Source organism: Paucibacter sp. B51 (genome assembly GCF_027863535.1).
Taxonomy (GTDB): domain Bacteria; phylum Pseudomonadota; class Gammaproteobacteria; order Burkholderiales; family Burkholderiaceae_C; genus Paucibacter_A; species Paucibacter_A aquatilis.
Window position 1 is genome coordinate 2,564,069 of record NZ_JAPIVN010000001.1, and the last position, 21,188, is coordinate 2,585,256.

Annotated in this window: 16 protein-coding genes; 8 read left to right on the top strand and 8 right to left on the bottom strand. The window is 64.8% G+C overall.

From position 1 onward, the window contains the following. Positions 1–50: 50 nt before the first annotated feature. From rfbD to OOB33_RS11070, 7 genes are all read right to left on the bottom strand, one after another. On the bottom strand, positions 51–932 hold the full coding sequence (rfbD, locus tag OOB33_RS11040) for a dTDP-4-dehydrorhamnose reductase (RefSeq protein ID WP_271008709.1): 882 nt from the start codon (positions 930–932) through the stop codon (positions 51–53). Positions 933–936: 4 nt separating this feature from the next. Next, the gene (rfbB, locus tag OOB33_RS11045; RefSeq protein ID WP_271008710.1) at positions 937–1,995 is read right to left on the bottom strand and encodes a dTDP-glucose 4,6-dehydratase; all 1,059 of its coding nucleotides are present in this window, start codon (positions 1,993–1,995) and stop codon (positions 937–939) included. A 33-nt stretch (positions 1,996–2,028) separates the two neighbouring features. Then, positions 2,029–3,309 carry a nucleotide sugar dehydrogenase gene (locus OOB33_RS11050; protein ID WP_271008711.1) on the bottom strand — a complete coding sequence of 427 codons (1,281 nt, stop codon included), beginning with the start codon at positions 3,307–3,309 and terminating at the stop codon, positions 2,029–2,031. A 52-nt stretch (positions 3,310–3,361) separates the two neighbouring features. Then, positions 3,362–4,801, bottom strand: a complete 1,440-nt coding sequence (locus OOB33_RS11055; protein WP_243392752.1) for a mannose-1-phosphate guanylyltransferase/mannose-6-phosphate isomerase — start codon at positions 4,799–4,801, stop codon at positions 3,362–3,364. A gap of 24 nt (positions 4,802–4,825) precedes the next feature. Then, positions 4,826–5,848 (bottom strand): UDP-glucose 4-epimerase GalE, encoded by a 1,023-nt coding sequence (galE, locus tag OOB33_RS11060; RefSeq protein WP_271008712.1) that lies wholly within the window; start codon positions 5,846–5,848, stop codon positions 4,826–4,828. 45 nt (positions 5,849–5,893) lie between these two features. Next, positions 5,894–7,132 carry an outer membrane beta-barrel protein gene (locus OOB33_RS11065; RefSeq protein ID WP_271008713.1) on the bottom strand — a complete coding sequence of 413 codons (1,239 nt, stop codon included), beginning with the start codon at positions 7,130–7,132 and terminating at the stop codon, positions 5,894–5,896. A gap of 91 nt (positions 7,133–7,223) precedes the next feature. Next, the gene (locus OOB33_RS11070) at positions 7,224–8,612 is read right to left on the bottom strand and encodes an undecaprenyl-phosphate glucose phosphotransferase (RefSeq protein ID WP_271008714.1); all 1,389 of its coding nucleotides are present in this window, start codon (positions 8,610–8,612) and stop codon (positions 7,224–7,226) included. Positions 8,613–8,815: 203 nt separating this feature from the next. On the opposite strand from OOB33_RS11070, the gene OOB33_RS11075 reads away from it, so the two are divergent. The 8 genes from OOB33_RS11075 (at position 8,816) to OOB33_RS11110 (ending at position 20,548) form a co-directional block, all read left to right on the top strand. Further along, a complete protein-coding gene (locus OOB33_RS11075) occupies positions 8,816–9,334 on the top strand; it encodes a hypothetical protein (RefSeq protein WP_102767557.1) in 519 nt (172 codons plus the stop codon). Then, positions 9,331–10,887 carry a ubiquinone biosynthesis regulatory protein kinase UbiB gene (ubiB, locus tag OOB33_RS11080; RefSeq protein WP_271008715.1) on the top strand — a complete coding sequence of 519 codons (1,557 nt, stop codon included), beginning with the start codon at positions 9,331–9,333 and terminating at the stop codon, positions 10,885–10,887. Before OOB33_RS11075 ends, ubiB begins: the two co-directional genes overlap by 4 nt. A gap of 75 nt (positions 10,888–10,962) precedes the next feature. Continuing rightward, a complete protein-coding gene (locus OOB33_RS11085) occupies positions 10,963–14,970 on the top strand; it encodes a sensor histidine kinase (protein WP_271008716.1) in 4,008 nt (1,335 codons plus the stop codon). 122 nt (positions 14,971–15,092) lie between these two features. Then, a complete protein-coding gene (locus tag OOB33_RS11090; RefSeq protein ID WP_102767554.1) occupies positions 15,093–16,553 on the top strand; it encodes a sodium:solute symporter family protein in 1,461 nt (486 codons plus the stop codon). 66 nt (positions 16,554–16,619) lie between these two features. Further along, positions 16,620–16,949 carry an FmdB family zinc ribbon protein gene (locus tag OOB33_RS11095; protein ID WP_271008717.1) on the top strand — a complete coding sequence of 110 codons (330 nt, stop codon included), beginning with the start codon at positions 16,620–16,622 and terminating at the stop codon, positions 16,947–16,949. A 72-nt stretch (positions 16,950–17,021) separates the two neighbouring features. After that, positions 17,022–17,678 (top strand): DUF502 domain-containing protein, encoded by a 657-nt coding sequence (locus OOB33_RS11100; RefSeq protein WP_102767552.1) that lies wholly within the window; start codon positions 17,022–17,024, stop codon positions 17,676–17,678. Positions 17,679–17,831: 153 nt separating this feature from the next. Next, positions 17,832–19,637: an aspartate--tRNA ligase gene (gene aspS, locus OOB33_RS11105; protein WP_271008718.1), complete on the top strand. Its 1,806-nt coding sequence runs from the start codon at positions 17,832–17,834 to the stop codon at positions 19,635–19,637. A gap of 83 nt (positions 19,638–19,720) precedes the next feature. Further along, positions 19,721–20,548 carry a CsgG/HfaB family protein gene (locus OOB33_RS11110; protein WP_271008719.1) on the top strand — a complete coding sequence of 276 codons (828 nt, stop codon included), beginning with the start codon at positions 19,721–19,723 and terminating at the stop codon, positions 20,546–20,548. A 19-nt stretch (positions 20,549–20,567) separates the two neighbouring features. Here the strand turns inward: OOB33_RS11110 and OOB33_RS11115 are convergent, their stop codons facing one another. Next, on the bottom strand, positions 20,568–21,179 hold the full coding sequence (locus OOB33_RS11115; protein ID WP_271008720.1) for a glutathione S-transferase family protein: 612 nt from the start codon (positions 21,177–21,179) through the stop codon (positions 20,568–20,570). Positions 21,180–21,188: the final 9 nt, after the last annotated feature.

Here is a 21,188-nt window from a genome sequence, read left to right on the forward strand (position 1 = left end):
GCTCCAGGCGTGCGGCCCACCCTTGGGGTGTAGGCGGCGCGATTGTGGGGTTAGAGGATCTCGGCCAGCATGCGGTCGACGCCGACGGTCCAGTCCGGCAATCGAAGGTCAAAGTTTTTCTGGAGTTTGGCTGTCGACAGGCGTGAATTCAAGGGCCGACGTGCTGGCGTGGGGTAGTCACGGGTCGAGATGGGCAGCACTTGATCGGCCGCCACCTGCAGCGTGCGGCCTTGCCGTCGGGCGGTCTCAATGACATGGCAGGCGTAGGCATGCCAGCTGGTTGCGCCTGCCGCCACCGCGTGGTATGTGCCGCTCAAGCTCGGGTTCGTCAGTGTGGCTCTGGCCATATGAGCCGTGAGGTCGGCCAACAGGTCGGCTCCCGTGGGGGCGCCCCTCTGGTCGGCAATGACCTTGAGCTGCTCGCGCTCGCTTGCCAAGCGCAACATGGTCTTGGCGAAATTGCCGCCGCGGGCCGCATAGACCCAGCTGGTGCGCAGGATCAGGTGCTGGCAACCGCTGGCGCGGATGGCGTCTTCGCCGGCCAATTTGCTGGCGCCATAGACGCTCAGCGGTGCCGTGTCAGCCGTTTCGTCGCGGGGCTGATCACCTGTGCCATCGAAGACGTAATCCGTGCTGTAGTGCACCAGCATTGCACCCAGGCGGGCGGCTTCGGCGGCCAACAGCCCCGGTGCGGTGGCGTTGATTTGGTGGGCCAACGCGGGCTCGCTCTCGGCCTTGTCCACCGCGGTGTAGGCGGCGGCATTGACGATCAGTTGTGGCACGAAGCGCTGCACCGTGGCCTGCAAGGACTCGCTGTCGGCCAGATTGCCGCCTTCGTGTCGATCCAGGGCGATCAGCTCACCGAGCGGGCTGAGCGCGCGCTGCAACTCCCAACCGACTTGGCCATTCTTGCCGAGCAAGAGGATGCGCATGGCCTCAGGCTCCGTACTGCTGGGAGACCCAGTCACGGTAGGCGCCGCTCTGCACCCGTGCCACCCAGTCCGGGTGGTCGAGGTACCACTGCACCGTTTTGCGGATGCCGCTGGCAAAGGTTTCGGCCGGGCGCCAGCCGAGCTCGCGCTCGACCTTGCGGGCGTCGATGGCATAGCGGCGGTCGTGGCCGGGACGGTCTTTGACGTAGGTGATCAGGCGGCTGTAGGGGCCGGCGGGGTCAGGGCGCAACTCATCCAGCAGGGCGCAGACGGTCTTGACGATGTCGATGTTCGCCATCTCATTCCAGCCACCGATGTTGTAGGTTTCGCCCACGCGGCCACCGTCCAGCACGGCACGGATGGCGGAGGCATGGTCGGTGACATACAGCCAATCGCGGATCTGCTGACCATCGCCATACACCGGCAAGGGCTTGCCGGCCAGCGCATTGACGATCATCAGTGGGATCAGCTTCTCAGGGAAGTGATAGGGGCCGTAGTTGTTGCTGCAGTTGGTGGTCAGCACCGGCAGACCGTAGGTGTGGTGCCAGGCCCGCACCAAGTGGTCGCTCGCCGCCTTGCTGGCCGAGTAGGGGCTGTTCGGCTCGTAGGTCTTGGTCTCTGCGAATGCCGGGTCTTGCGGGCCCAGGCTGCCGTAGACCTCGTCGGTGGAGACATGATGAAACCGAAACGCCGCCTTGGCCTCCTCGTTCAGGCCCGACCAATACTGGCGGCTGGCCTCCAGCAAGGTGTAGGTGCCCTCGATATTGGTGCGCATGAAGGCACCTGGGCCGGTGATCGACCGGTCGACATGGCTTTCGGCCGCGAAATGCACGAGCGCTCGGGGTTGGTGTTCGGCCAGCAGGCGGTCCACCAAGGCGCGGTCACAGATATCGCCTTGAACGAAGACGTGTCGTGCGTCACCTTGCAGGGATGCCAGGTTTTCGAGATTGCCGGCGTAGCTCAGCACATCGAGGTTGACGACTTTTTCGTCCGACTGTGCCAGCCAGTCGAGCACGAAGTTGCTGCCGATGAAGCCGGCGCCGCCGGTGACGAGGATGGTCATTTCTTGTTTGCCTTGTTCAATCTGAATTGACAGTCAAAGACGCCAAACGCGCAAGCCTGCCGCGGTGAGGGCTGCTGCGTCAAACGCTGCCTTAACGTCAATGAAAGCTCCGGCCGGTACCACTTTGCCAACCAAATCGAGCACGGTCAGCTGCTTGTAGCTCCTGTGTGCCACGGCCGCGACAATGGCATCGGCACGTGGCAACTCGGCCCAAGTGACCGGTCGTACGCCGTACTCATGCACTGCCTCTTCGACATCCGCATCCGGGTCGGTCACGATCACCTCGACGCCGTAGCTTTGCAGCTCACGAATGATGTCGATGACCTTGGAATTGCGCAGGTCGGCACAGTCTTCCTTGAATGTCAGGCCCAGCACATTGACCTTGGCACCCTTGATGGGGGAGCCGGCCGCGATCATCTGCTTGATGGTCTGCTCGGCAATGAATTTGCCCATGCTGTCGTTGATGCGGCGTCCGGCCAGAATGACTTGTGGGTGGTAGCCCAGCATGTCGGCTTTGTGCGTCAGGTAGTAGGGATCGACTCCGATGCAGTGGCCACCGACCAAGCCCGGCTTGAACTTCAGGAAGTTCCACTTCGTGCCGGCGGCCTCCAGAACTTCGCTGGTGTCGATGCCGATCTTGTCGAAGATGATGGCCAGTTCGTTCATCAGCGCAATGTTCAGGTCGCGCTGGGTGTTCTCGATCACCTTGGCGGCCTCGGCCACCTTGATGCTGGCGGCACGGTGCACGCCCGGCTTGATGATGCGCTCGTAGACTTGCGCGACCGTGTCCAAGGTCTGCGGGGTGTCGCCGGAGACGATCTTCAGGATCTTGGTCAGCGTGTGCTCCTTGTCGCCCGGGTTGATGCGCTCGGGGCTGTAACCGACAAAGAAGTCCTGCTTCCACTTCAGGCCCGACTCGCGCTCCAGCACGGGAATGCAGACCTCTTCGGTCGCACCGGGATAGACGGTGCTTTCGTATACAACGATGGCGCCCTTCTTCATGTGGCGGCCCACGCTGGTGCTGGAGCCGATCAGGGGCCTGAAGTCAGGGATATGAGCCTCGTCCACCGGCGTGGGCACGGCGACGATGATGACGTCGGCTTCGGCGAGGCAGGCGGGATCGTGGCTGTACTCGGCATGCACGGCCAAGGCCATTTCGGCGTCTTCGAGTTCGCGCGAGGGGTCGGTGCCGGCCTGGCATTTGGCGACCTTGTCCTTGGCGATATCAAAGCCGATGGTGCGGCTGTGCTTGCCAAACGCCACAACCAGGGGCAGGCCGACATAACCCAGACCGACGACGGCAATGATGCTCATGATGGAAACTCAGAAAAAATGTGAGCGGGCTCTCGCTCGCGGCAGGTTCGGCTCAGTTGCGGCCGTAGGTGTCTTCAAAGCGGACGATGTCATCCTCGCCCAAATAGGCGCCGGACTGTACCTCAATGATTTCCAATGGCACCCGGCCTGGATTGGCCAGGCGGTGGGTCTGGCCGAGTGGGATGTAGGTGCTTTGGTTTTCGCTCAGCAGCAGGACCTTGTCGCCATTGGTGATTTCGGCCGTCCCAGACACCACGATCCAGTGCTCGGCGCGATGGTGGTGCATCTGCAGGCTCAACGAGGCGCCGGGTTTCACCATGATGCGCTTGACCTGGAAACGTGCGCCGGAGTCGATGCTGTCGTACCAGCCCCAGGGGCGATGGACTTTGCGGTGCAGGGTCTGCTCGCCGCGTTTCTCCGCATCCAGCCGGGCAACGATCTTCTTGACTTCTTGGCTGCGCGCGCGGTCACTGACCAGCACGGCGTCGGGGGTCTCGACCACCACGATGTCCTGCAGGCCGACCACGCTGACCAGGCGGCTGGTGGCATGCACCAAGGTGTTGCGGCTGTCGCTGATGATGGCATCGCCCTGCCAGGCATTGCCATCGGCATCCTTGTCCGCCACCTGCCAGACAGCCTCCCAGGCGCCCAGATCATTCCAGCCGGCATCAAGGGCCAGCATGCGCAAGGGGATGTCGCTGCCCGGGCAGCGCTCCATCACGGCGTAGTCCACCGATTCGCTGGGCACGGCGGCAAACTCAGCCTTGCCTGGGCGCACGAATTTCGCATCGGTCTGGCGTACGTCCCAAGCGGCTTGCGTCGCCTCAGCGATGTCGAGGCGGAAGCGACGCAAGGCTTGCAGCCAGACGCTCGCGCGCAGCACAAACATGCCACTGTTCCAGAAATAGCCACCTTCGGCCAGGTAGCGCGTGGCTGTGGCGGCATCGGGCTTCTCCACAAACTGAGCCACGGCCAGTCCCTGCTCATCGCGTGCAGCACGGATGTAGCCATAGCCTGTTTCAGCGCGATCGGGGGTGATGCCCAGGATCACGATGGCGCCCTCGGCCGCGCAGCGCACCGCTTCTTGCAGCGCTCCAGTGAAGGCTTGGGCCTGAGTCACGGTCTGGTCGGCAGGTGTGACCACCAGCACCGGGTCCTGCCCGTTCTGCAGCGCCGCCAAGGCCGCCAGGGTCAGGGCCGGCGCTGTGTTGCGTCCGGAGGGTTCGAGCAGCACTGCTGAAGGCTCCAGGCCGGTTTCGCGCAATTGATCCAGCACGAGAAAGCGGTGCTCTTCATTGCCGACAATCATCGGCCCCAAGACATCCAGGTCTTCGGCGCCCAATCGGCCCAGGCGTGTGGCGGCCTGCTGAAACAAGCTGCTGTTGCCCGACAGCACCAGGAACTGCTTGGGATATCCGGCGCGTGACAGGGGCCACAGCCGGGTGCCACTGCCGCCGGCCATGATGACCGGCTGAACTTGAATTCGGTTCATGAGTCTTTTCTTCAAGTCTGGATCTCAAGAGGGTTCGAATCCTTGCGGATTCATGCGCTGCCACCGCCAGCTGTCCTCGCACATGCGGGCCAGCGTGTGCCGGGCTTGCCAGCCCAGGCGCTGCTGGGCCAGGGTCGGGTCGGCATAACAGGCCGCCACATCGCCAGGGCGTCGCGCCACGATGTCATAGGGTACCGCTTGGCCGCTGGCCGCTTCATACGCTTTGACCAGGTCCAGCACGCTGTAGCCCTGACCGGTGCCCAGGTTGACCGTGATCGACTCTGGGCCCGACAGCAAGAAGCGCAGCGCCGCCACATGGCCCTCGGCCAGGTCCAGCACATGGATGTAGTCGCGCACGCCGGTGCCATCTGGCGTGTCGTAGTCATTGCCGAAGACCTGCAGGCGCGGTCGGCGGCCCACGGCCACTTGAGCGACATAGGGCATGAGGTTGTTGGGCGTGCCACGGGGATCTTCACCGATCAGACCGCTTTCATGTGCGCCCACCGGGTTGAAATAGCGCAGGCAAGCGGTTTGCCAGCTCGGATCCGCCGCACCGAGATCGCGCAAAATGGTTTCACCCATCAGCTTGGTGGCGCCGTAGGGGTTGACGGCTGACAGGGCCGCATCCTCGCGCAGCGGCAGCCGCTCCGGCACACCGTAAACCGTGGCGCTGCTGCTGAAGACGATGCGTTTGCAGCCGTGGGCTTGCATCTGCTCGCAGGTGTTGACCAAGCCGCCCAGATTGTTGCGGTAGTAGGCGAGGGGTTGCTGGGTGGATTCGCCCACTGCCTTGAAGGCCGCGAAATGGACGACCGCTTGAGGTTGATGCTTTGCAAACACCTGTGCCAAGGCGCTTGGGTCGCAGACATCGGCCTGTTCGAACACCGGTGTTTGACCACCGAGCTGCGCCAGGCGCTTCAGCACTTCGGGCGAGCTGTTGCTGAAATTGTCGACGCCCACGACCTGATAACCAGCGGCCTGCAAGGCCAGCCAGGTGTGAGAGGCGATATAGCCTGTGGCGCCGGTCAGAAGAATGGTTTCAGCCATGGAGAGAGTTGCGAAGTGTTTGCAATGGGGATGCCAGTCGGCTCATCAGTTCAGAACCATTTGACCGTAGCAGCCGAAGCTGTTGGCGTCGTAGACATACTGGACGATGGTGCTACTGCGCGAATTCTTGGTGTACTGGCAGCCGAGCTGAATGCTGCGCGAATACAGCCAGCGCGCACCGAGGCTGTAGGCCGTGTCGCGGTCCTGGCTTTTGGCCTGCTGACCCAGAAAGTCATCGACGCGTTCCGCGCGCGAGCTGCTGGCGCTGGCGTTGAGAACGATCTTGGCCGTGAGCTCATAGCTGACCGCCAGCTGGGCCGAGGTCGTGACGCGGTTTTGGTCGGCATTCAAGGTGTTGCCGCCGACCCGGAAGAAGGAAGTTTCCAGGCCTGTGTCCCGGCTGAGGGTGGTGGCAATGTTCCAGCGTACCGTCGGCAACCAGGTCCAGGTCAGTTGGCCGGTCGTGCCATTGAAATCATTGCCCGCCCCCAGCTTCACGCGCGATCGGCCGTGGCTGATTCGTCCATCGATGGAGCTGGCGCCGCTGAGCACGGCCCGTCCGGTCAGATCGATGTCTTTCCGTGTGAACTCGGAGGCTTGGTACTCGGCATTGAGCAGGTTGATCAATGTGAAGCGCGGGAAACGATCCCGGGTGTGGCGTCCCGCCACGCCGAGGCGCAAATTCGGGCTGGGGCTGTAGGTCAGACCCAGAGAGTAACGGGTCTGGTCGACTTCCAAGCGGCTGTACTCGATGGCGCTGAAGCGTCGGCTGCGTTGGCCAGCAGAGGCTTCTGCCGAGAATTTGGTCACCAGGCCCACGCGCAGCACCGCATCCACGGCTGTGTTCTTCTCAATGTTTTTCTTGAAGATGGGCGCGATGCCACTGCCAATGTTGTAGGTCGCCAGGGATTGGCTGTTGTTGACCTTGACGCTGCCCGAAAGGCGCTCTGCCGTGGACCAGTCCAGCCCGCCTTTGAGGGTGTAGCCGCGGTTGTTCAACTCGCTGTTGTTCTGGTAGCGATTGGCCTGCAAAGAGGCATCCAGATTCAGGCGTTGGCGGCCAAAGGTCTGGTCGATGCCTGCCAGCAGCGAGGCGCTGACCACGCGGTCACTGTTGGCATTGTTGTTTTGGCGGTAGATGTTGGAGACGTGGCTGAGGTTGAGCGCCGTACCCACGTAGTAGGGGTTGGCGTCGGCCAGGGCCGGGCTCGCCAGGCAGCATCCCAGCAGGCTCAGGAGCCCCAGCGCAGCGGGCGGCAGGGGGCGGTTCAGCGAAACAGACATGGGCTTCCTTGGGGAACCAGGGGCGGCATTCGTCGGCGCCGGGCTTGGCAGGCAGGTGCCGCTTGCGCGCAGGCCGCCCGCAATCAGGGATTCAGTAGGCATGGCGGTCAAACAGCATCAGCCGTGCGGTGCGCACGATGATCTGCAGATCCAGGGCCAGGGACCAATTCCGCAGGTACTCCAGATCGTATTCGACCCGTGCTTTCATCTTGTCGATCGTGTCGGTTTCACCACGCAGGCCGTTGACCTGGGCCCAGCCGGTGATGCCGGGCTTGACCTTGTGGCGAACCATATAGGCCTTGATCAGCTTGCGGTATTCCTCGTTGTGGGCCACGGCGTGCGGGCGCGGGCCAACGATGCTCATCTGGCCTTGCAACACATTGATGAACTGCGGCAATTCGTCCAGAGAGGTTCGGCGGATGAAGGCGCCGAACTTGGTGATGCGTGGATCGTCCTTGGTGGCCTGCTTGACCACCGGGCCGTTGTCCATGGTGCGCATGGAGCGGAATTTGTAGACGATGATCTCTTCGCCATCCAGGCCGTTGCGGCGCTGCTTGAAGATGATGGGCCCGGGTGAGCTGAGCTTCACGCCAATCGCCACGGCCAGCAAGATCGGTGAAATCAGCACCAGAATCACGCAAGCCAGCACGATGTCGCTGAGGCGTTTGATCAACTCGTTGGTGCCGGTAAAGGGTGTTTCGCAAATGCCCACCACGGGCACGCCGTTCATGTCCTGCAGTCGGCCCTGGATGATGCTGATGCCGAACACATCGGGCACGAAAAACAGGCTGGCGGTCGTGCCTTGAATCTGCTCCAGCAGGTGCACGATGCGTGGCTGCGAGCCCAGGGGCAGGGTGATGTAGACCTCGCGAACACTGTGCTTGCGCACATAGTCACTCAGTTCGCTGAGCATGCCCAGCAGCTTGGCGTGTGCATCCGGGTGCAACCGCTCATCCTGCCGGTCGTCGAAATAGCCGAGAAAGTCGATGCCCTTGTCCGGTCCGTCGCGCAGGGCGCGTGCCACTTTGGCGCCCAGCGGCCCCGCGCCCACGATCACGGCACCGCGCCGTGTCGCGCGGACACGGCGGCGGCGCAGCAGGGCGCCGCACTTGATGGCCACGATTTGCAACACCGGCGTCAGCGCGATCCACCACATCAGCACCTTGTCCTCGAAATAGCCCATGCTGTTGGTCGCATAACCACACAAGCCAAGGATGAAGAGCAGAGCCAGCCAGGAGCCGATGACATCGATGGCTGCGCTGATGGTGGTATCGGCGAAACGATTGCGCCCTGGAAAGGTCAGCGCAAACACGAGCAAGCACAACGTCAGGTCCGAGCGCACGATGGGCTCGCCGAAATAGTGATTCACCGCCAGGTAGCACAAGACCACCAGGCCGGGCTCCATGAAGGCAGCGATGAACGATTCGATGGACTGAGGTGCGCTGTAAAACGTTCTTTTGTAACTTCTATCCTCGAACATCGTTCCTGAACTCCTTGGTGCCGGGCGGCGTTGCTTTTCTTGATACGAGCCGTGAATCGACCCTGCAGACTCTCGACATGCCCGAGCGCCCCTCCATCTGAGGAAAATATGAACAGGGATTCTCTCTCAGTTCTCCAGGGGTAATTCCCCCCGCTTCCCCCTAGGTCCGCTGTGCCACGCGGCGACTCCCTACAATCCGCGCCATGCTAGAAGAATGGACCGCCATGTTTGCACCGGCCGCACAGGATCGCATGGTCTTGTTGCTCAATCATGTCATCAGCCGCGAGGCCCTGGCCACGGGGCGCTTGCAGCCTTTTGCCGGCCGCGCGCTGGTGTTGCATCTGCAGAACTGGCCGGCTTTGCTGCCCAAGGCGCCCGATTTGGCGCTGGGTGTGACGCCTGCGGGCTTGTTTGAACGCCTTGAGCAGGCGCCCGATGGTGCCTTGCGCATCGAGATCGATGCCGGCAACCCGGCCTTGCTGGCTCTGGGTTCGCTGACCGGCCAGAAGCCCCAGGTCCATGTGCAGGGCGACGCGGCTTTCGCCGGCGCCATGAATTGGCTGATCGAGAACCTGCGCTGGGATGTGGAAGACGACCTGGCCGCGGTGATCGGCCCGGTGGCCGCCCATCAGCTGGCCCGTTGCGGCCGCGCAGTGTCTTCGGCGCTGGCCGGTCTGGCAGCGGGTGTGCGAGGTATGGCCGCGGGTCGCGCCGGCGCATGAGGTACTTCGCCCGGCTGTTCGTCATCGTCTGGACGATTCTTCGCTTCGGCCTCGATGATCTGGCCCTGTCGGGCTTGCGCCGCCGTCGTTTCCAGCTGCTGCGCCGCACGGTGTCGCTGGGGCGTAGCTGGGACCAGCCACGCGGCGTGCGCCTGCGCTTGGCCCTGGAGCACCTGGGGCCCATCTTCGTCAAGTTTGGCCAGGTGCTGTCCACCCGACGCGATCTGCTGCCTCCCGACCTGGTGGAAGAGTTGTCCAAGCTGCAGGACCGCGTGCCACCATTCCCGGCCGCCGAGTCGCGCGCCCTGGTCGAAAAGGCCTTTGGCAAGCCGGTCGAGGAGCTGTTTGGCAGCTTTGATGCCGAGCCGGTGGCCAGCGCCTCGATCGCTCAGGTCCACTTCGCCACGCTGAAAGACGGGCGCGAGGTGGCGGTCAAGGTGCTGCGTCCCGGCATGCTGGACACCATCGACGACGACATCGCCTTGCTGCGCACCCTGGCCGGTTGGGTCGAGCGCTTCTCGGCCGATGGCCGGCGCCTGAAGCCGCGCGAGGTGGTGGCCGAGTTCGACACCTATCTGCACGACGAGCTGGACCTGGTGCGCGAAGCCGCCAACGCCGCCCAGCTGCGCCGCAATATGGCCGGCCTGGACCTGATCATGGTGCCCGAGATGCACTGGGACATGTGCAGCACCGAGGTGATCGTGATGGAGCGCATGAAGGGCGTGCCGATCTCGCAACTCGATCGTCTCAAGCAGGCCGGCATCGACATCCCGAAGCTGGCGCGCGACGGTGTCACCATCTTCTTCACCCAGGTGTTCCGCGATGGCTTTTTCCATGCCGACATGCACCCGGGCAATATCCAGGTCAGCCTCGATCCCGCCACCTTCGGCCGTTATGTGGCCCTGGACTTTGGCATCATCGGCACCCTGACCGAGGTCGATAAAGAGTACTTGGCGCAGAACTTCATCGCCTTCTTCCAGCGCGACTACAAGCGCGTGGCCGAGTTGCACATCGCCTCGGGCTGGGTGCCGCCGGAGACTCGGGTGGATGAGCTTGAAGGTGCGGTGCGCGCGGTCTGCGAGCCTCATTTCGACCGGCCGCTCAAGGACATCTCCTTGGGTCAGGTCTTGATGCGCCTGTTCCAGACCTCGCGCCGCTTCAATGTCGAGATCCAGCCCCAGCTGGTGCTGCTGCAAAAGACCTTGCTCAATGTCGAGGGCCTGGGTCGTCAGCTGGACCCCGAGCTCGATCTCTGGGCCACCGCCAAGCCCTTTCTCGAGCGCTGGATGAACGAGCAGGTCGGCTGGCGCGCCCTGATCAACCAGGTCAAGAAAGAGGCGCCTCGCTATGCCCAGCTCTTCCCCGAGCTGCCGCGCCTGCTGCATGATGCGCTCAAGCGCCAGGCCACGGGCCCGGATTCGCGCGCGCTCGAGGCCTTGCTGCGCGAGCAGCGCCGCACCAACCGCCTCCTGCAGGCTTTGCTTTACGGTGCGGTGGGCTTCACCCTGGGCCTGCTGGCCACACAGATCCTGCTGCGCTGGCACTGGCTTTGATCCCCTCGCTTCTGCTGTGTCGCCCTAGGGACAGACCGGTGGGGCGAGGCGCGCGATTCGGGTAGGCTGGGGCGCATGCGCTTGCGCCTGGGCTCTCACCGTTTTTTTGCCGCATGGCTCCTGTTCGCCAGGGCCGGCCGAGGGCTCGGCCGGTTTCGTGGCTGGTGCCTGGTCTGGGCTTGGGCCTGCTGCGCGGTGGCGCAGGCGGGCAGCGGCCTGCAGAACCTGCGTTTCGAGCAGCTGGCGGCCGAGCGGGCGGGGCTGCAGGCCATCCTGTACAGCGCCCAGCAGGATGCGCGCGGCCTGATGTGGTTGGGCACCAGCGCCGGCCTGTATCGTTTTGACGGCCGGGCCGCCCAGCCCTTTGGCTCCGAGCCGGCTGATGCCCACTCCTTGAGCCACCCGGCCGTGCGCAGTCTTTTGTTGTTGCCTGGCGAGCGCTTACTGATCGGTACCGAGCGAGGCCTGGACGAGATGGACCTGCGCAGCGAAACCCTGCGCCGGCATGGCCTGCCGGGCGAGCGGCATATGCGCGAGCGCTATGTGCTGGGCCTGCAGTCGGCGAAGGACGGGCGCGTCTGGGTCTTGACCGGCTTGGACCTGCTGCATTTCGATCCACAGCGGCGCGCGTTCGAAACGGTGGGTTTGCCGCCGTTGGAGCCTCTGGTGCCTGGCCGCAAGGCCGGCATGGCCGCCATGGTCAGCGACGGTGCCCAGGGCGTGTGGGTGGTCGCTGGGCGTCACCTGATGCATCTTGATGCCCAGGGCCGCCTGCAGCAGCGCTGGCCCTTGGGCAGCTTTGGAGCCAGCGAGCCCGGCGTGCGCAGCCTCGTGATCGACGCCCAGCAGCGTGCCTGGCTGGGCACCAATGCCGGCGTGCAGATGATCGACACACGCAGCGGCGAAGTGCTGGACTTGCCCGCGCGCTGGGGCTTGCCGCCCAGTCTGGTTCACACCTTGTACCGCGATCAGGACGATGGCATCTGGGTGGGCACCGGCAATGCCGGGCTCTGGCATTGGCGACCCGGCAGCGTGCAGTTCGAGTCCCATATGCACCACCCGGCCTTGCCCGACAGCGTGTTTAGCAATGCCATCTCGGCCCTGTTTCAGGACCGCAGCGGCGTGCTGTGGGTGGGCACCTGGGGTTGGGGTATTTCCTTGGCGGATTTGCGCAGCGGCGGCTTTCGCGCCTACCGCTCGGTGGTCGGCGATGCCAGCAGCCTGTCCAGCGACAGCGTCATGGCGGTGGTGGCCGATGGCGCCGACCATGCCTGGGTGGCCAGCTACGGCGGCGGCCTGAACCGGCTGCAGCTCTCCAGCGGCGAGGCCGAGCGTATCCGGCCGGAGCAACTGCCCATGCGTTACCTCAAGGCCTTGCTGCTGCAGCCTGAGCGTGGGCTTTGGGTGGGCGGTGACGACGGCCTGTTTCTGCTTGATTTGAAAAGCCGCCAGGCCCGACGCATCGACTTGGGCGAGCGCCTGGGGGGCGGCATGTCCATCGCGGCGCTGGCCCACGATGCCCAGGGACAGCTGTGGGCGGCCAGCGCTGCCGGCGCCTACCGTTTTGGCAACGATGGCCGCCTGACCCGCTTCCGCCGCGACGGCGGCCGGCCCGGCAGCCTCAGCAACGAGGTCATCGACTGCCTGTTGTCCGATCGTGACGGCCGTTTGTGGCTGGGCAGCAAGGGCGGGCTGCAGCTCTGGGATGCGGCGCAGCAGCGTTTCAGCCAACCGGTGCGAGCCAGCCTGGACATGCCTCAGCCTTCGGAGCTGGCCATCTACGCCCTGCGTCAGGACCGGCAGGGGCGCATCTGGGCCGGAACCCAGCTGGGTCTGTACGAACTGCTGCAGAGCGAGGCGGGCGTCTGGCAGCTCAAGTCCTGGCGCCGCCTGGCGGGCATGCCCAAGGGCTGGGCCCATAGCCTGGAGCTGGCCGAAGATGACGCGCTCTGGTTCGCCAGCCCCGATGGCCTCAGCCGCCTCGACCCGGAGCGACGCAGTCTGCGCCACTACCCCTCGCGCAGCGGTCATTTCCGTGGCAACTTTGCCCAGGGTGGCAGCAGCCAGGGAGTCGCCGGCCAGCTGCTGTATGGTGGGGAAGGCCTGCTGCGCTTCAAACCCAGCGAGCTGCGCGACAACCCAGTGGCGCCGCCGGTGGTGCTGGCCGATGTGCGCATCTTCAATCGTTCCCTGCTGGACCCGAGCCAGGCTGTGCAACGTGCCGACGAGGCCGCCAGCAGCCTCGCTGCGCTGGGGGTCAGCGGCCCCTTGGCTCAGGCCGAGCAGCTGCGCTTGAGCCACCGAGAGGCCATGGTCAGCTTTGATCTGCGTGCCCAGCATTTCTTCAATGCCGGCCGTCTGCGCTATGCCTGGAAGCTCGAAGGCTTTGATCAGGACTGGATCCAGGGCCCCGATGGCGAGGGGCTGGCCACCTACACCAACCTTGATGCCGGTCGCTACCGCCTGCTGGCGCGGGCCGCCAATCCTGATGGGGTGTGGGGGGAGCCGCGGCAGTTGCTGGCCATTGAGGTGCAGCCGCCCTGGTGGCGCAGCCTGAGCGTGCGCCTGCTCTTGCTGGCGCTGCTGGTGCTGAGTCTGGCTGCGGCCTGGCAACTGCGCCTGCGCCGGCTGCGCCGGGTGCAGCTGGAGCTGGAGCGTCAGGTCGAGCTGCGCACGGCCCAGGTGCGGGCCCAGCGGCAGCAGATTGCCACGGTCAGCGACATCGGCCGCGAACTCACCGCCTCGCTGGATCTGGCCGCGGTGCAGCAGGCCCTGTACCGTCAAGTCGAATCGCTGATGCCGGCCCTGATCTTTGGCGTCGGCTTGTTGCGCAGGGAAGAGGCCGTGGTGGCCTTCGACTTTGTGATCGATCGCGGCCGGCCGCTGCAGCCCTACCGCCGCAGTCTGGACCACCCCGAGCAGCCGGCCGTGCGCTGCATCGTGCAAGGCGAACCGCAGTGGGAGCGCGAGATCCTGCGTGACAACCGTCTGATTGATGCCGACGGGCTGGGCGGCCAGTACGACCCCGCGCTCGGGCCTGGACAGGTGCTGTGCCTGGCCAGCGGCGAGGAGCCCACCCGCGCCCGCTCCGGCCTTTACGTGCCGCTGCGCATCAAGGGTCAGGTCAAGGGCTTGATCTGTGTGCTCAGCGACCAGGTCGATGCCTACCGCCAGACCGATCTGGATCTGCTCCAGGCCTTGGCTGCCTACGCCGCCGTGGCGCTGGACAATGCCGACGCCTACGCCCAGCTGCGTCGCACCCAGGCTCAGCTCTTCGAGCAGGAGAAGCTCGCCTCGCTGGGCTCGCTGGTGGCCGGCGTGGCCCACGAGCTGAACACGCCGCTGGGCAACAGCCTGCTGGCGGCCAGCACGCTGCAGGACGGCACGCGCGAGTTCAAGGCCTTGCTGGCCGCCGGGCAACTCCGCCGCTCCGAGCTGCAAGCCTTCTGCGACACGGCCGAGGCCAGCGCCGGCCTGCTGGTGCGCGGCCTGGCCAGCGCCGCCAGCCTGGTGTCCAGTTTCAAGCAGCTGGCGGTGGACCAGACCTCGGAGCGACGCCGCCAATTCGAGCTGCAGCAGCTGTGTGAAGAGGTGCAGCTCAGCCTGATCAACCGCCTGCGCAAGGACGGCCACCAGCTGCAGATCCAGGTCGAGCCGGGCCTGAGCCTGGACAGTTATCCCGGCCCCCTGGGCCAGGTGCTCAGCAATCTGGTGCTGAACGCCATCATCCACGGCTTCGAAGGCCGGCAGAACGGCCTGATGCAAATCGAGGCGGCGGCGGTCGATGCCGAGCGGGTGCGCCTGCGCTTCCGTGACAACGGCCGGGGCATTGCCCCCGAGCACCTCTCGCGCGTTTTCGATCCCTTCTTCACCACCAAGCTCGGCAATGGCGGCAGCGGTCTGGGCCTGCATCTGTGCTACACCATCGTGCGCTCCATGCTGGGCGGCGAGATCACGGTCAGCAGCGTGCCGGGGCAGGGTGCCCAGTTCGAACTGCTGCTGCCGCGCATCGCCCCGGCAAATCGAACCCTGGATGCCGGCGGCGGCCTGGCCCAGGCGCCAGGCCTAGGCTCAACTCTCTAAGTCCGCGCCATCCCCCAGGAACAGAGGGTCTGGGGTGAAACCCGCGCTGTCGCGGGGGACTTCATTGCAGAGATAATCCGCCGCGTTTTGTCCACCCCACCATCGCTTCACGGCCTGACACCATGCTCCTGACTCTGGTCTTTGCCTATCTCCTGGTCACCATCGCCATTGGCTTGTGGGCAGCCAAGCGGGTCAAGAACACCGCGGACTTTGCCATCGCTGGGCGCCACCTGCCGCTGGCCATGGTCATCACCACGACCTTTGCCACCTGGTTCGGCGCCGAGACGGTGCTGGGCATTCCGGCCAAGTTTGTCGAGGGCGGGCTCGGCGGCGTGGTGGAAGACCCCTTTGGCGCCGGCTTCTGCCTCATCCTGGTGGGCCTCTTCTTTGCCGGCAAGCTCTACAAGATGACCTTGCTGACCATCAGCGACTACTACCGCGAGCGCTACGGCCGCGTGGTCGAGGTGGTGTGCTCCTTCATCATCATCCTGTCCTATCTGGGCTGGGTGGCGGCGCAGGTCACGGCTCTGGGGCTGGTGTTCAACCTGCTGTCGGGCGGCGCGATCAGCGTAGCCATGGGCATGGCCCTGGGCACAGCATCCATCCTGGCTTACACCTTGTTCGGCGGCATGTGGTCGGTGGCGGTGACCGATTTCATCCAGATGATCATCCTGGTGCTGGGCCTGAGCCTGATTGCCTGGTTCGCGGCCGATATGGCCGGCGGCGCCGGCAAGGTGGTCGATTTGGCCGTCAGCAAGGACCTGTTCCGCTTTCTGCCGCCGCCCAGCCTGCACGACTGGCTGTTCTTCATCGGCAGCGCCATCACCATGATGTTGGGCTCGATCCCTCAGCAGGACGTGTTCCAGCGCGTGATGTCGGCCAAGGACGAGAAATCCGCCGTGCGCGGCTCCATCATCGGTGGTGCCAGCTATATCGTGTTTGCCTTCGTGCCCATGTTCATCGTGGTCAGCGCCCTGATCATCATGCCGGAGCAGGCCGAGCAGCTGATCAAGGAAGACTCGCAGAAAGTCATCCCGACCCTGGTCATGGACAAGATGCCTTTTGTGATGCAGGTGGTGTTCTTCGGTGCGCTGCTCTCGGCCCTCAAGTCCACCGCTTCGGCCACCCTGCTGGCGCCTTCGGTGACCTTTGTCGAGAACATCTGGCGCCAGTTCTTTCCGCGTGTTTCGGACAAGCAGGAACTGCGCACCATGCGCATCGCCACCCTGGTTTTCAGTGTCTGCGTCTGCACCTACGCCATCATGCTGCAGGGCACGCCCATCTTCGAGCTGGTGACGGCCGCCTACAAGGTCACCCTGGTGGGCGCGTTCGTGCCCCTGGTGTTTGGCCTGTACTGGAAGCGGGCGACCACCCAGGGTGCGATTTTTGCCATCGTCCTGGGGGTGCTGAGCTGGTTGTTGTTCGAGGCGACACCCGCCGGTGAGCAGATGCCGGCCCAGCTGGCCGGTGTGCTGGCCGCGGTGCTTGGCATGTTGATCGGTTCGCTGGGTCCGCAGGCGATCAAGAATGTGCACGCCTCGCACCACAAGCTGGCGGGTCTGGAGCCAGGCCAGCCGGCCTGAGCGGCCCTGCGGCTGGCCCGAAGCCGGCCCCCTATAATTTACGGTTTTGAATCAACGGTTTAGACCATGCCGATCTACGCTTACCGCTGCGCCGAATGCGGTCACGCCAAAGACGTGCTGCAAAAGCTGTCCGATGCACCGCTGAGCACCTGCCCGCATTGCGGCGCAGAAGCTTTCCAGAAACAAGTCACCGCCGCCGGCTTCCAGCTCAAGGGCTCGGGCTGGTATGCCACCGATTTCAAGGGTGGCGGTAGCGCCGCCGCCGCCACGGGTGGCGCCGTCGCGTCCACGCCCGAGGCCAGCTCTGCCGCTTCTACCAGCTCTGGCGCAGACAGCGGCGGCAGCAGTGCCGCTGCCGCGCCGGCTGCCTGCGGCGGCTCCTGTGCCTGCCATTGAGCCTCTCGTTTGAACCCGCTTCCCGACATCACCCTCCAGCCCACGCCCACCGAGCCCCCGAATAGGACCCCTGTGAAAAAGTACATCGTCACCGGCCTCCTGGTCTGGCTGCCTCTGGCCATCACCATCTGGGTGCTGTTGTGGGTGCTGGGCATCATCAACGGGGTGTTCGCCTCCATGCTGACCGCCCTGCAGGCGGTGGCACCGGCCTCGCTGCACGAGAGCATCGACGGCCTGCGCCACATCCCGGGTCTGGGCCTGGTGATCTTGGTCGGCGGCATGTTGCTGACGGGCGTGTTCGTGGCCAATATCTTCGGCCAGTGGTGGCTGCGCCAGTGGGACCGCCTGCTGTCCAACATCCCCATCGTCAAGAGCATCTACAGCTCGGTCAAGCAGGTGTCCGACACGCTGTTCTCCAGCAGCGGCAACGCCTTCCGCGAAGCCGTGCTGGTGCAGTATCCGCACCAGGGCAGCTGGACCATTGCCTTCGTCACCGGCAAGCCGGGCGGCGAGGTGGCCGAGGCCCTGGGGGACGAGCATGTCAGCCTCTACGTGCCGACCACGCCCAACCCGACCTCGGGCTTTTTCCTGATGATGCCGCGCAGCCAGGTGCGGCCGCTCAAGATGAGCGTGGATGCCGCGCTCAAGCACATCATCTCCATGGGTGTGGTGGCGCCGGAAGGCGAGAGCGCCGGGGACGAAGGCCCGGCTCGAAATCAGCCGGGTTGAGCGCCTTGGCATGCGCTCAACCCTGAGGGCTTTGGACGCAGCCCCTCAGCGCCTCCCCCCGCATCAAAGACCTGTACCGAACCCTGTGGGCCGTGCCGGCACCGACCGCCGGTGCCGCCGCCCGAATCGACGAAATTTTGGAGTGAACCCGCAATGAGAACCTGTTACGCCGGCCAAGTCAGCGAGAAGCTGCAAGACCAGACCGTCACCCTGATGGGCTGGGCCCACCGTCGCCGCGACCACGGCGGCGTCATCTTCATCGACCTGCGCGACCGCGAAGGCCTGGTGCAAGTCGTCTGCGACCCCGATCGCGCCGACATGTTCAAGGTGGCCGAAGAGGTGCGCAACGAGTTCTGCCTCAAGGTCGTGGGCAAGGTGCGCCTGCGCCCCGCCGGCACCGAGAACAACAACCTGACCAGCGGCAAGATCGAAGTGCTCTGCCATGAGCTGGAAGTGCTGAACCCCTCCGTGACGCCCCCGTTCCAGATGGACGACGAGAACCTGTCCGAAACCACGCGCCTGACCCACCGCGTGCTGGACCTGCGTCGCCCTTACATGCAGAACAACCTGATGCTGCGCTACCGCGTGGCCATGGAAGCGCGCAAGTTCCTGGACGAGCATGGCTTCATCGACATCGAAACGCCGATGCTGACCAAGAGCACGCCCGAAGGCGCGCGCGACTACCTGGTGCCCAGCCGCGTGCACGACGGCCAGTTCTTCGCGCTGCCGCAATCGCCCCAGCTGTTCAAGCAGCTGCTGATGGTGGCTGGCTACGACCGCTACTACCAGATCACCAAGTGCTTCCGCGACGAAGACCTGCGTGCCGATCGCCAGCCCGAATTCACCCAGATCGATATTGAAACGAGCTTCCTGAGCGAACAGGAAATCCGTGACATGTTCGAAGGCATGATCCGCCACGTCTTCATGAAGGCGCTGAATGTGGACCTGGGCACCTACCCGGTGATGAAGTACGCCGATGCCATGCATCTCTACGGTTCGGACAAGCCCGATCTGCGCGTCAAGCTGCAGTTCACGGAACTGACCGATGTGATGGGCGATGTGGACTTCAAGGTCTTCTCGACCCCCGCCACCACCAAGGGCGGCCGCGTCGTCGCCCTGCGCGTGCCCGGCGGTGCCTCGATCAGCCGCGGCGAGATCGACGCTTACACCGAGTTCGTCAAGATCTACGGCGCCAAGGGCCTGGCCTGGATCAAGGTCAATGAAGTGGCCAAGGGCCGCGAAGGCCTGCAGTCGCCCATCGTCAAGAACCTGCATGACAAGGCCGTGGCCGACATCCTCTCGCGCACCGGCGCGCAGGATGGCGACCTGATCTTCTTCGGCGCCGACAAGGCCAAGATCGTCAACGACGCCATCGGTGCTCTGCGCCTGAAGGTGGGCCACAGCGAATTCGGCAAGGCCAACGGCCTGTTCGAAGACCGCTGGGCTCCGCTGTGGGTGGTGGACTTCCCGATGTTCGAGCACGACGAAGAGAACGACCGCTGGGCGGCCGTGCACCATCCCTTCACCGCGCCCAAGGACGGCCATGAAGACCTGATGGTCACCGACCCCGGTGCCTGCATCGCCAAGGCCTACGACATGGTGCTGAACGGCTGGGAACTGGGTGGTGGCTCCATCCGTATCCACCGCGCGGAAGTGCAGAGCAAGGTCTTCGACGCGCTCAAGATCAGCAAGGAAGATGCGCAGGTCAAGTTCGGCTTCCTGCTGGAAGCGCTGCAGTACGGCGCCCCGCCGCACGGCGGCCTGGCCTTCGGTCTGGACCGCATCGTCACCATGATGACCAAGGCCGAGTCCATCCGCGACGTGATCGCCTTCCCCAAGACCCAGCGTGCCCAGTGTCTGCTGACCGGCGCACCAAGCAGTGTGGACGAGAAGCAGCTGCGCGAGCTGCACATCCGCCTGCGCAATGCCGCAGCGGCTTCGGGTGCAGCCGGCGCTTGATGCGCAGCACACCGGCATCACAATAGGGCAGCTTCGGCTGCCCTTTTTCTTGGTCTGTTACCAAACGTAGGGAGTGTCAGCAGATGTTGTCTTTGAAGAACACCAGTACACCGCACGCGACCCGCTCGGGCGCACTCATCGCCCTGGCCCTGATGCTGGCGGCCTGCGGCAAGCAAGGCGCGACCCTGGGCGAGGGCAGCTCGGAGATCACCGGCTCGGCCGGCGCCGCCGGTGCCCACCAAGCACACCGTGAGCTGATGAAGTGCGATGCCCCCGTGGCCACGCTGGCCCTGGTGGAAAACAGCAATGGCTACACCGTGTCCAGCAGCTACAACCTGCCCAGCTCGCCCGTGCCCCTGATCCGCCTGCTGGCCCAGCAAAGCGGCTGCTTCCGCGTGGTGGACCGCGCGGCCGGCCTTAAGGCCACCATCAAGGAGCAGGAGCTCAAGGACGCCGGCATCCTGCGCCAGCAGGGCAGCACGGTGCACAAGGGCAAGGGCTATGAGGCCCAGTACAGCCTGACCCCCAGCCTGAGCTTCAGCGAGCAGAACGCCGGCCGCGAGGTCGGCGGCCTGATGGCGCAGATCCCGGTGCTGAACAAATTCGTCGCCGCGGCCGAGCAGGTCAAGCTCAAGGAGGCCCAGGTGGCCCTGCTGCTGACCGACAACGAAACCACCGAGCAGATCGCTGCCGCCACCGGCTCGGTGCGCGTCACCGACCTCGGCATGGGCGGCCTGGTGGTGGGCAAGCTGGGTGGTGCCGGCGGCGCCGGTTGGGCCAACAGCAACGAAGGCAAGGTGATTGCTGCAGCCTTCCTCGACGCGCACAACAAGCTGGTCGTGCAGGTGCGCGAGCTGGCCGCCAAGGACCTGCCGCCGCCGGTGGCGACCAAGTCCGGCAACAAGGGCTGAGCGAGGCCCCGGTGCGCTTTCAGCCCGCATCCACCTGCATAGCGGGCCGTGCCTGCACCTGGCTCAGCCAGCTTTGCACATGGGGGTGCTCGCTGACCGGTGCGCCGAGGTGCAGGCTGTAGCCGATCACCGAGCCGACCAGCAAGTCGGCCAGCGAGTAGCTCGCACCCAGCATCCAGGGGCGCAGCGCCAGACGCTGGTCGAGCAGGGCCAGCAACCCATCCAGTTCGGTGCGGGCGGCCTCGGCGTGCACCGGGCTGATCAAGGCCGGGTCGCCGAAGCTGGCGCGGTGCAGGCGATTCAAGACCGAGCCGTAGCTCACATAGGCCCATGTGCACCAAGACAGGGCCTGCAGGCGTTCGGCGCTGCCGGCGGCCGGCCACAAGCCGCGTTCGACCCCGTAGGTCTCACCCAGCCAGAGTTGGATGGCCAGGGCCTCGAACATGGGCGCGCCATCGACAGTCAGTGTGGGCACCTTGCCGTTCGGGTTCAGCGCCAGATAGTCCGGGTGCCGCTGTGCGCCGTTGCGGATGTCGATCAGAACCCGCTCGTGCGGCAGGCCGAGCTCGGCCAGGGCACAGGCGACGGGGGTGGCGCTGCTCATCGGGCAGCCGTACAGAACGATGGACATGGTCAGTCT

Excerpts from the sequence above, each read along its gene's own strand:
- rfbD (WP_271008709.1), bottom strand. The coding sequence starts at position 932 with ATGCGCATCCTCTTGCTCGGCAAGAATGGCCAAGTCGGTTGGGAGTTG.
- rfbB (WP_271008710.1), bottom strand. The coding sequence starts at position 1,995 with ATGACCATCCTCGTCACCGGCGGCGCCGGCTTCATCGGCAGCAACTTC.
- OOB33_RS11050 (WP_271008711.1), bottom strand. The coding sequence starts at position 3,309 with ATGAGCATCATTGCCGTCGTCGGTCTGGGTTATGTCGGCCTGCCCCTG.
- OOB33_RS11055 (WP_243392752.1), bottom strand. The coding sequence starts at position 4,801 with ATGAACCGAATTCAAGTTCAGCCGGTCATCATGGCCGGCGGCAGTGGC.
- galE (WP_271008712.1), bottom strand. The coding sequence starts at position 5,848 with ATGGCTGAAACCATTCTTCTGACCGGCGCCACAGGCTATATCGCCTCT.
- OOB33_RS11065 (WP_271008713.1), bottom strand. The coding sequence starts at position 7,132 with ATGTCTGTTTCGCTGAACCGCCCCCTGCCGCCCGCTGCGCTGGGGCTC.
- OOB33_RS11070 (WP_271008714.1), bottom strand. The coding sequence starts at position 8,612 with ATGTTCGAGGATAGAAGTTACAAAAGAACGTTTTACAGCGCACCTCAG.
- OOB33_RS11075 (WP_102767557.1), top strand. The coding sequence starts at position 8,816 with ATGCTAGAAGAATGGACCGCCATGTTTGCACCGGCCGCACAGGATCGC.
- ubiB (WP_271008715.1), top strand. The coding sequence starts at position 9,331 with ATGAGGTACTTCGCCCGGCTGTTCGTCATCGTCTGGACGATTCTTCGC.
- OOB33_RS11085 (WP_271008716.1), top strand. The coding sequence starts at position 10,963 with ATGCGCTTGCGCCTGGGCTCTCACCGTTTTTTTGCCGCATGGCTCCTG.
- OOB33_RS11090 (WP_102767554.1), top strand. The coding sequence starts at position 15,093 with ATGCTCCTGACTCTGGTCTTTGCCTATCTCCTGGTCACCATCGCCATT.
- OOB33_RS11095 (WP_271008717.1), top strand. The coding sequence starts at position 16,620 with ATGCCGATCTACGCTTACCGCTGCGCCGAATGCGGTCACGCCAAAGAC.
- aspS (WP_271008718.1), top strand. The coding sequence starts at position 17,832 with ATGAGAACCTGTTACGCCGGCCAAGTCAGCGAGAAGCTGCAAGACCAG.
- OOB33_RS11110 (WP_271008719.1), top strand. The coding sequence starts at position 19,721 with ATGTTGTCTTTGAAGAACACCAGTACACCGCACGCGACCCGCTCGGGC.
- OOB33_RS11115 (WP_271008720.1), bottom strand. The coding sequence starts at position 21,179 with ATGTCCATCGTTCTGTACGGCTGCCCGATGAGCAGCGCCACCCCCGTC.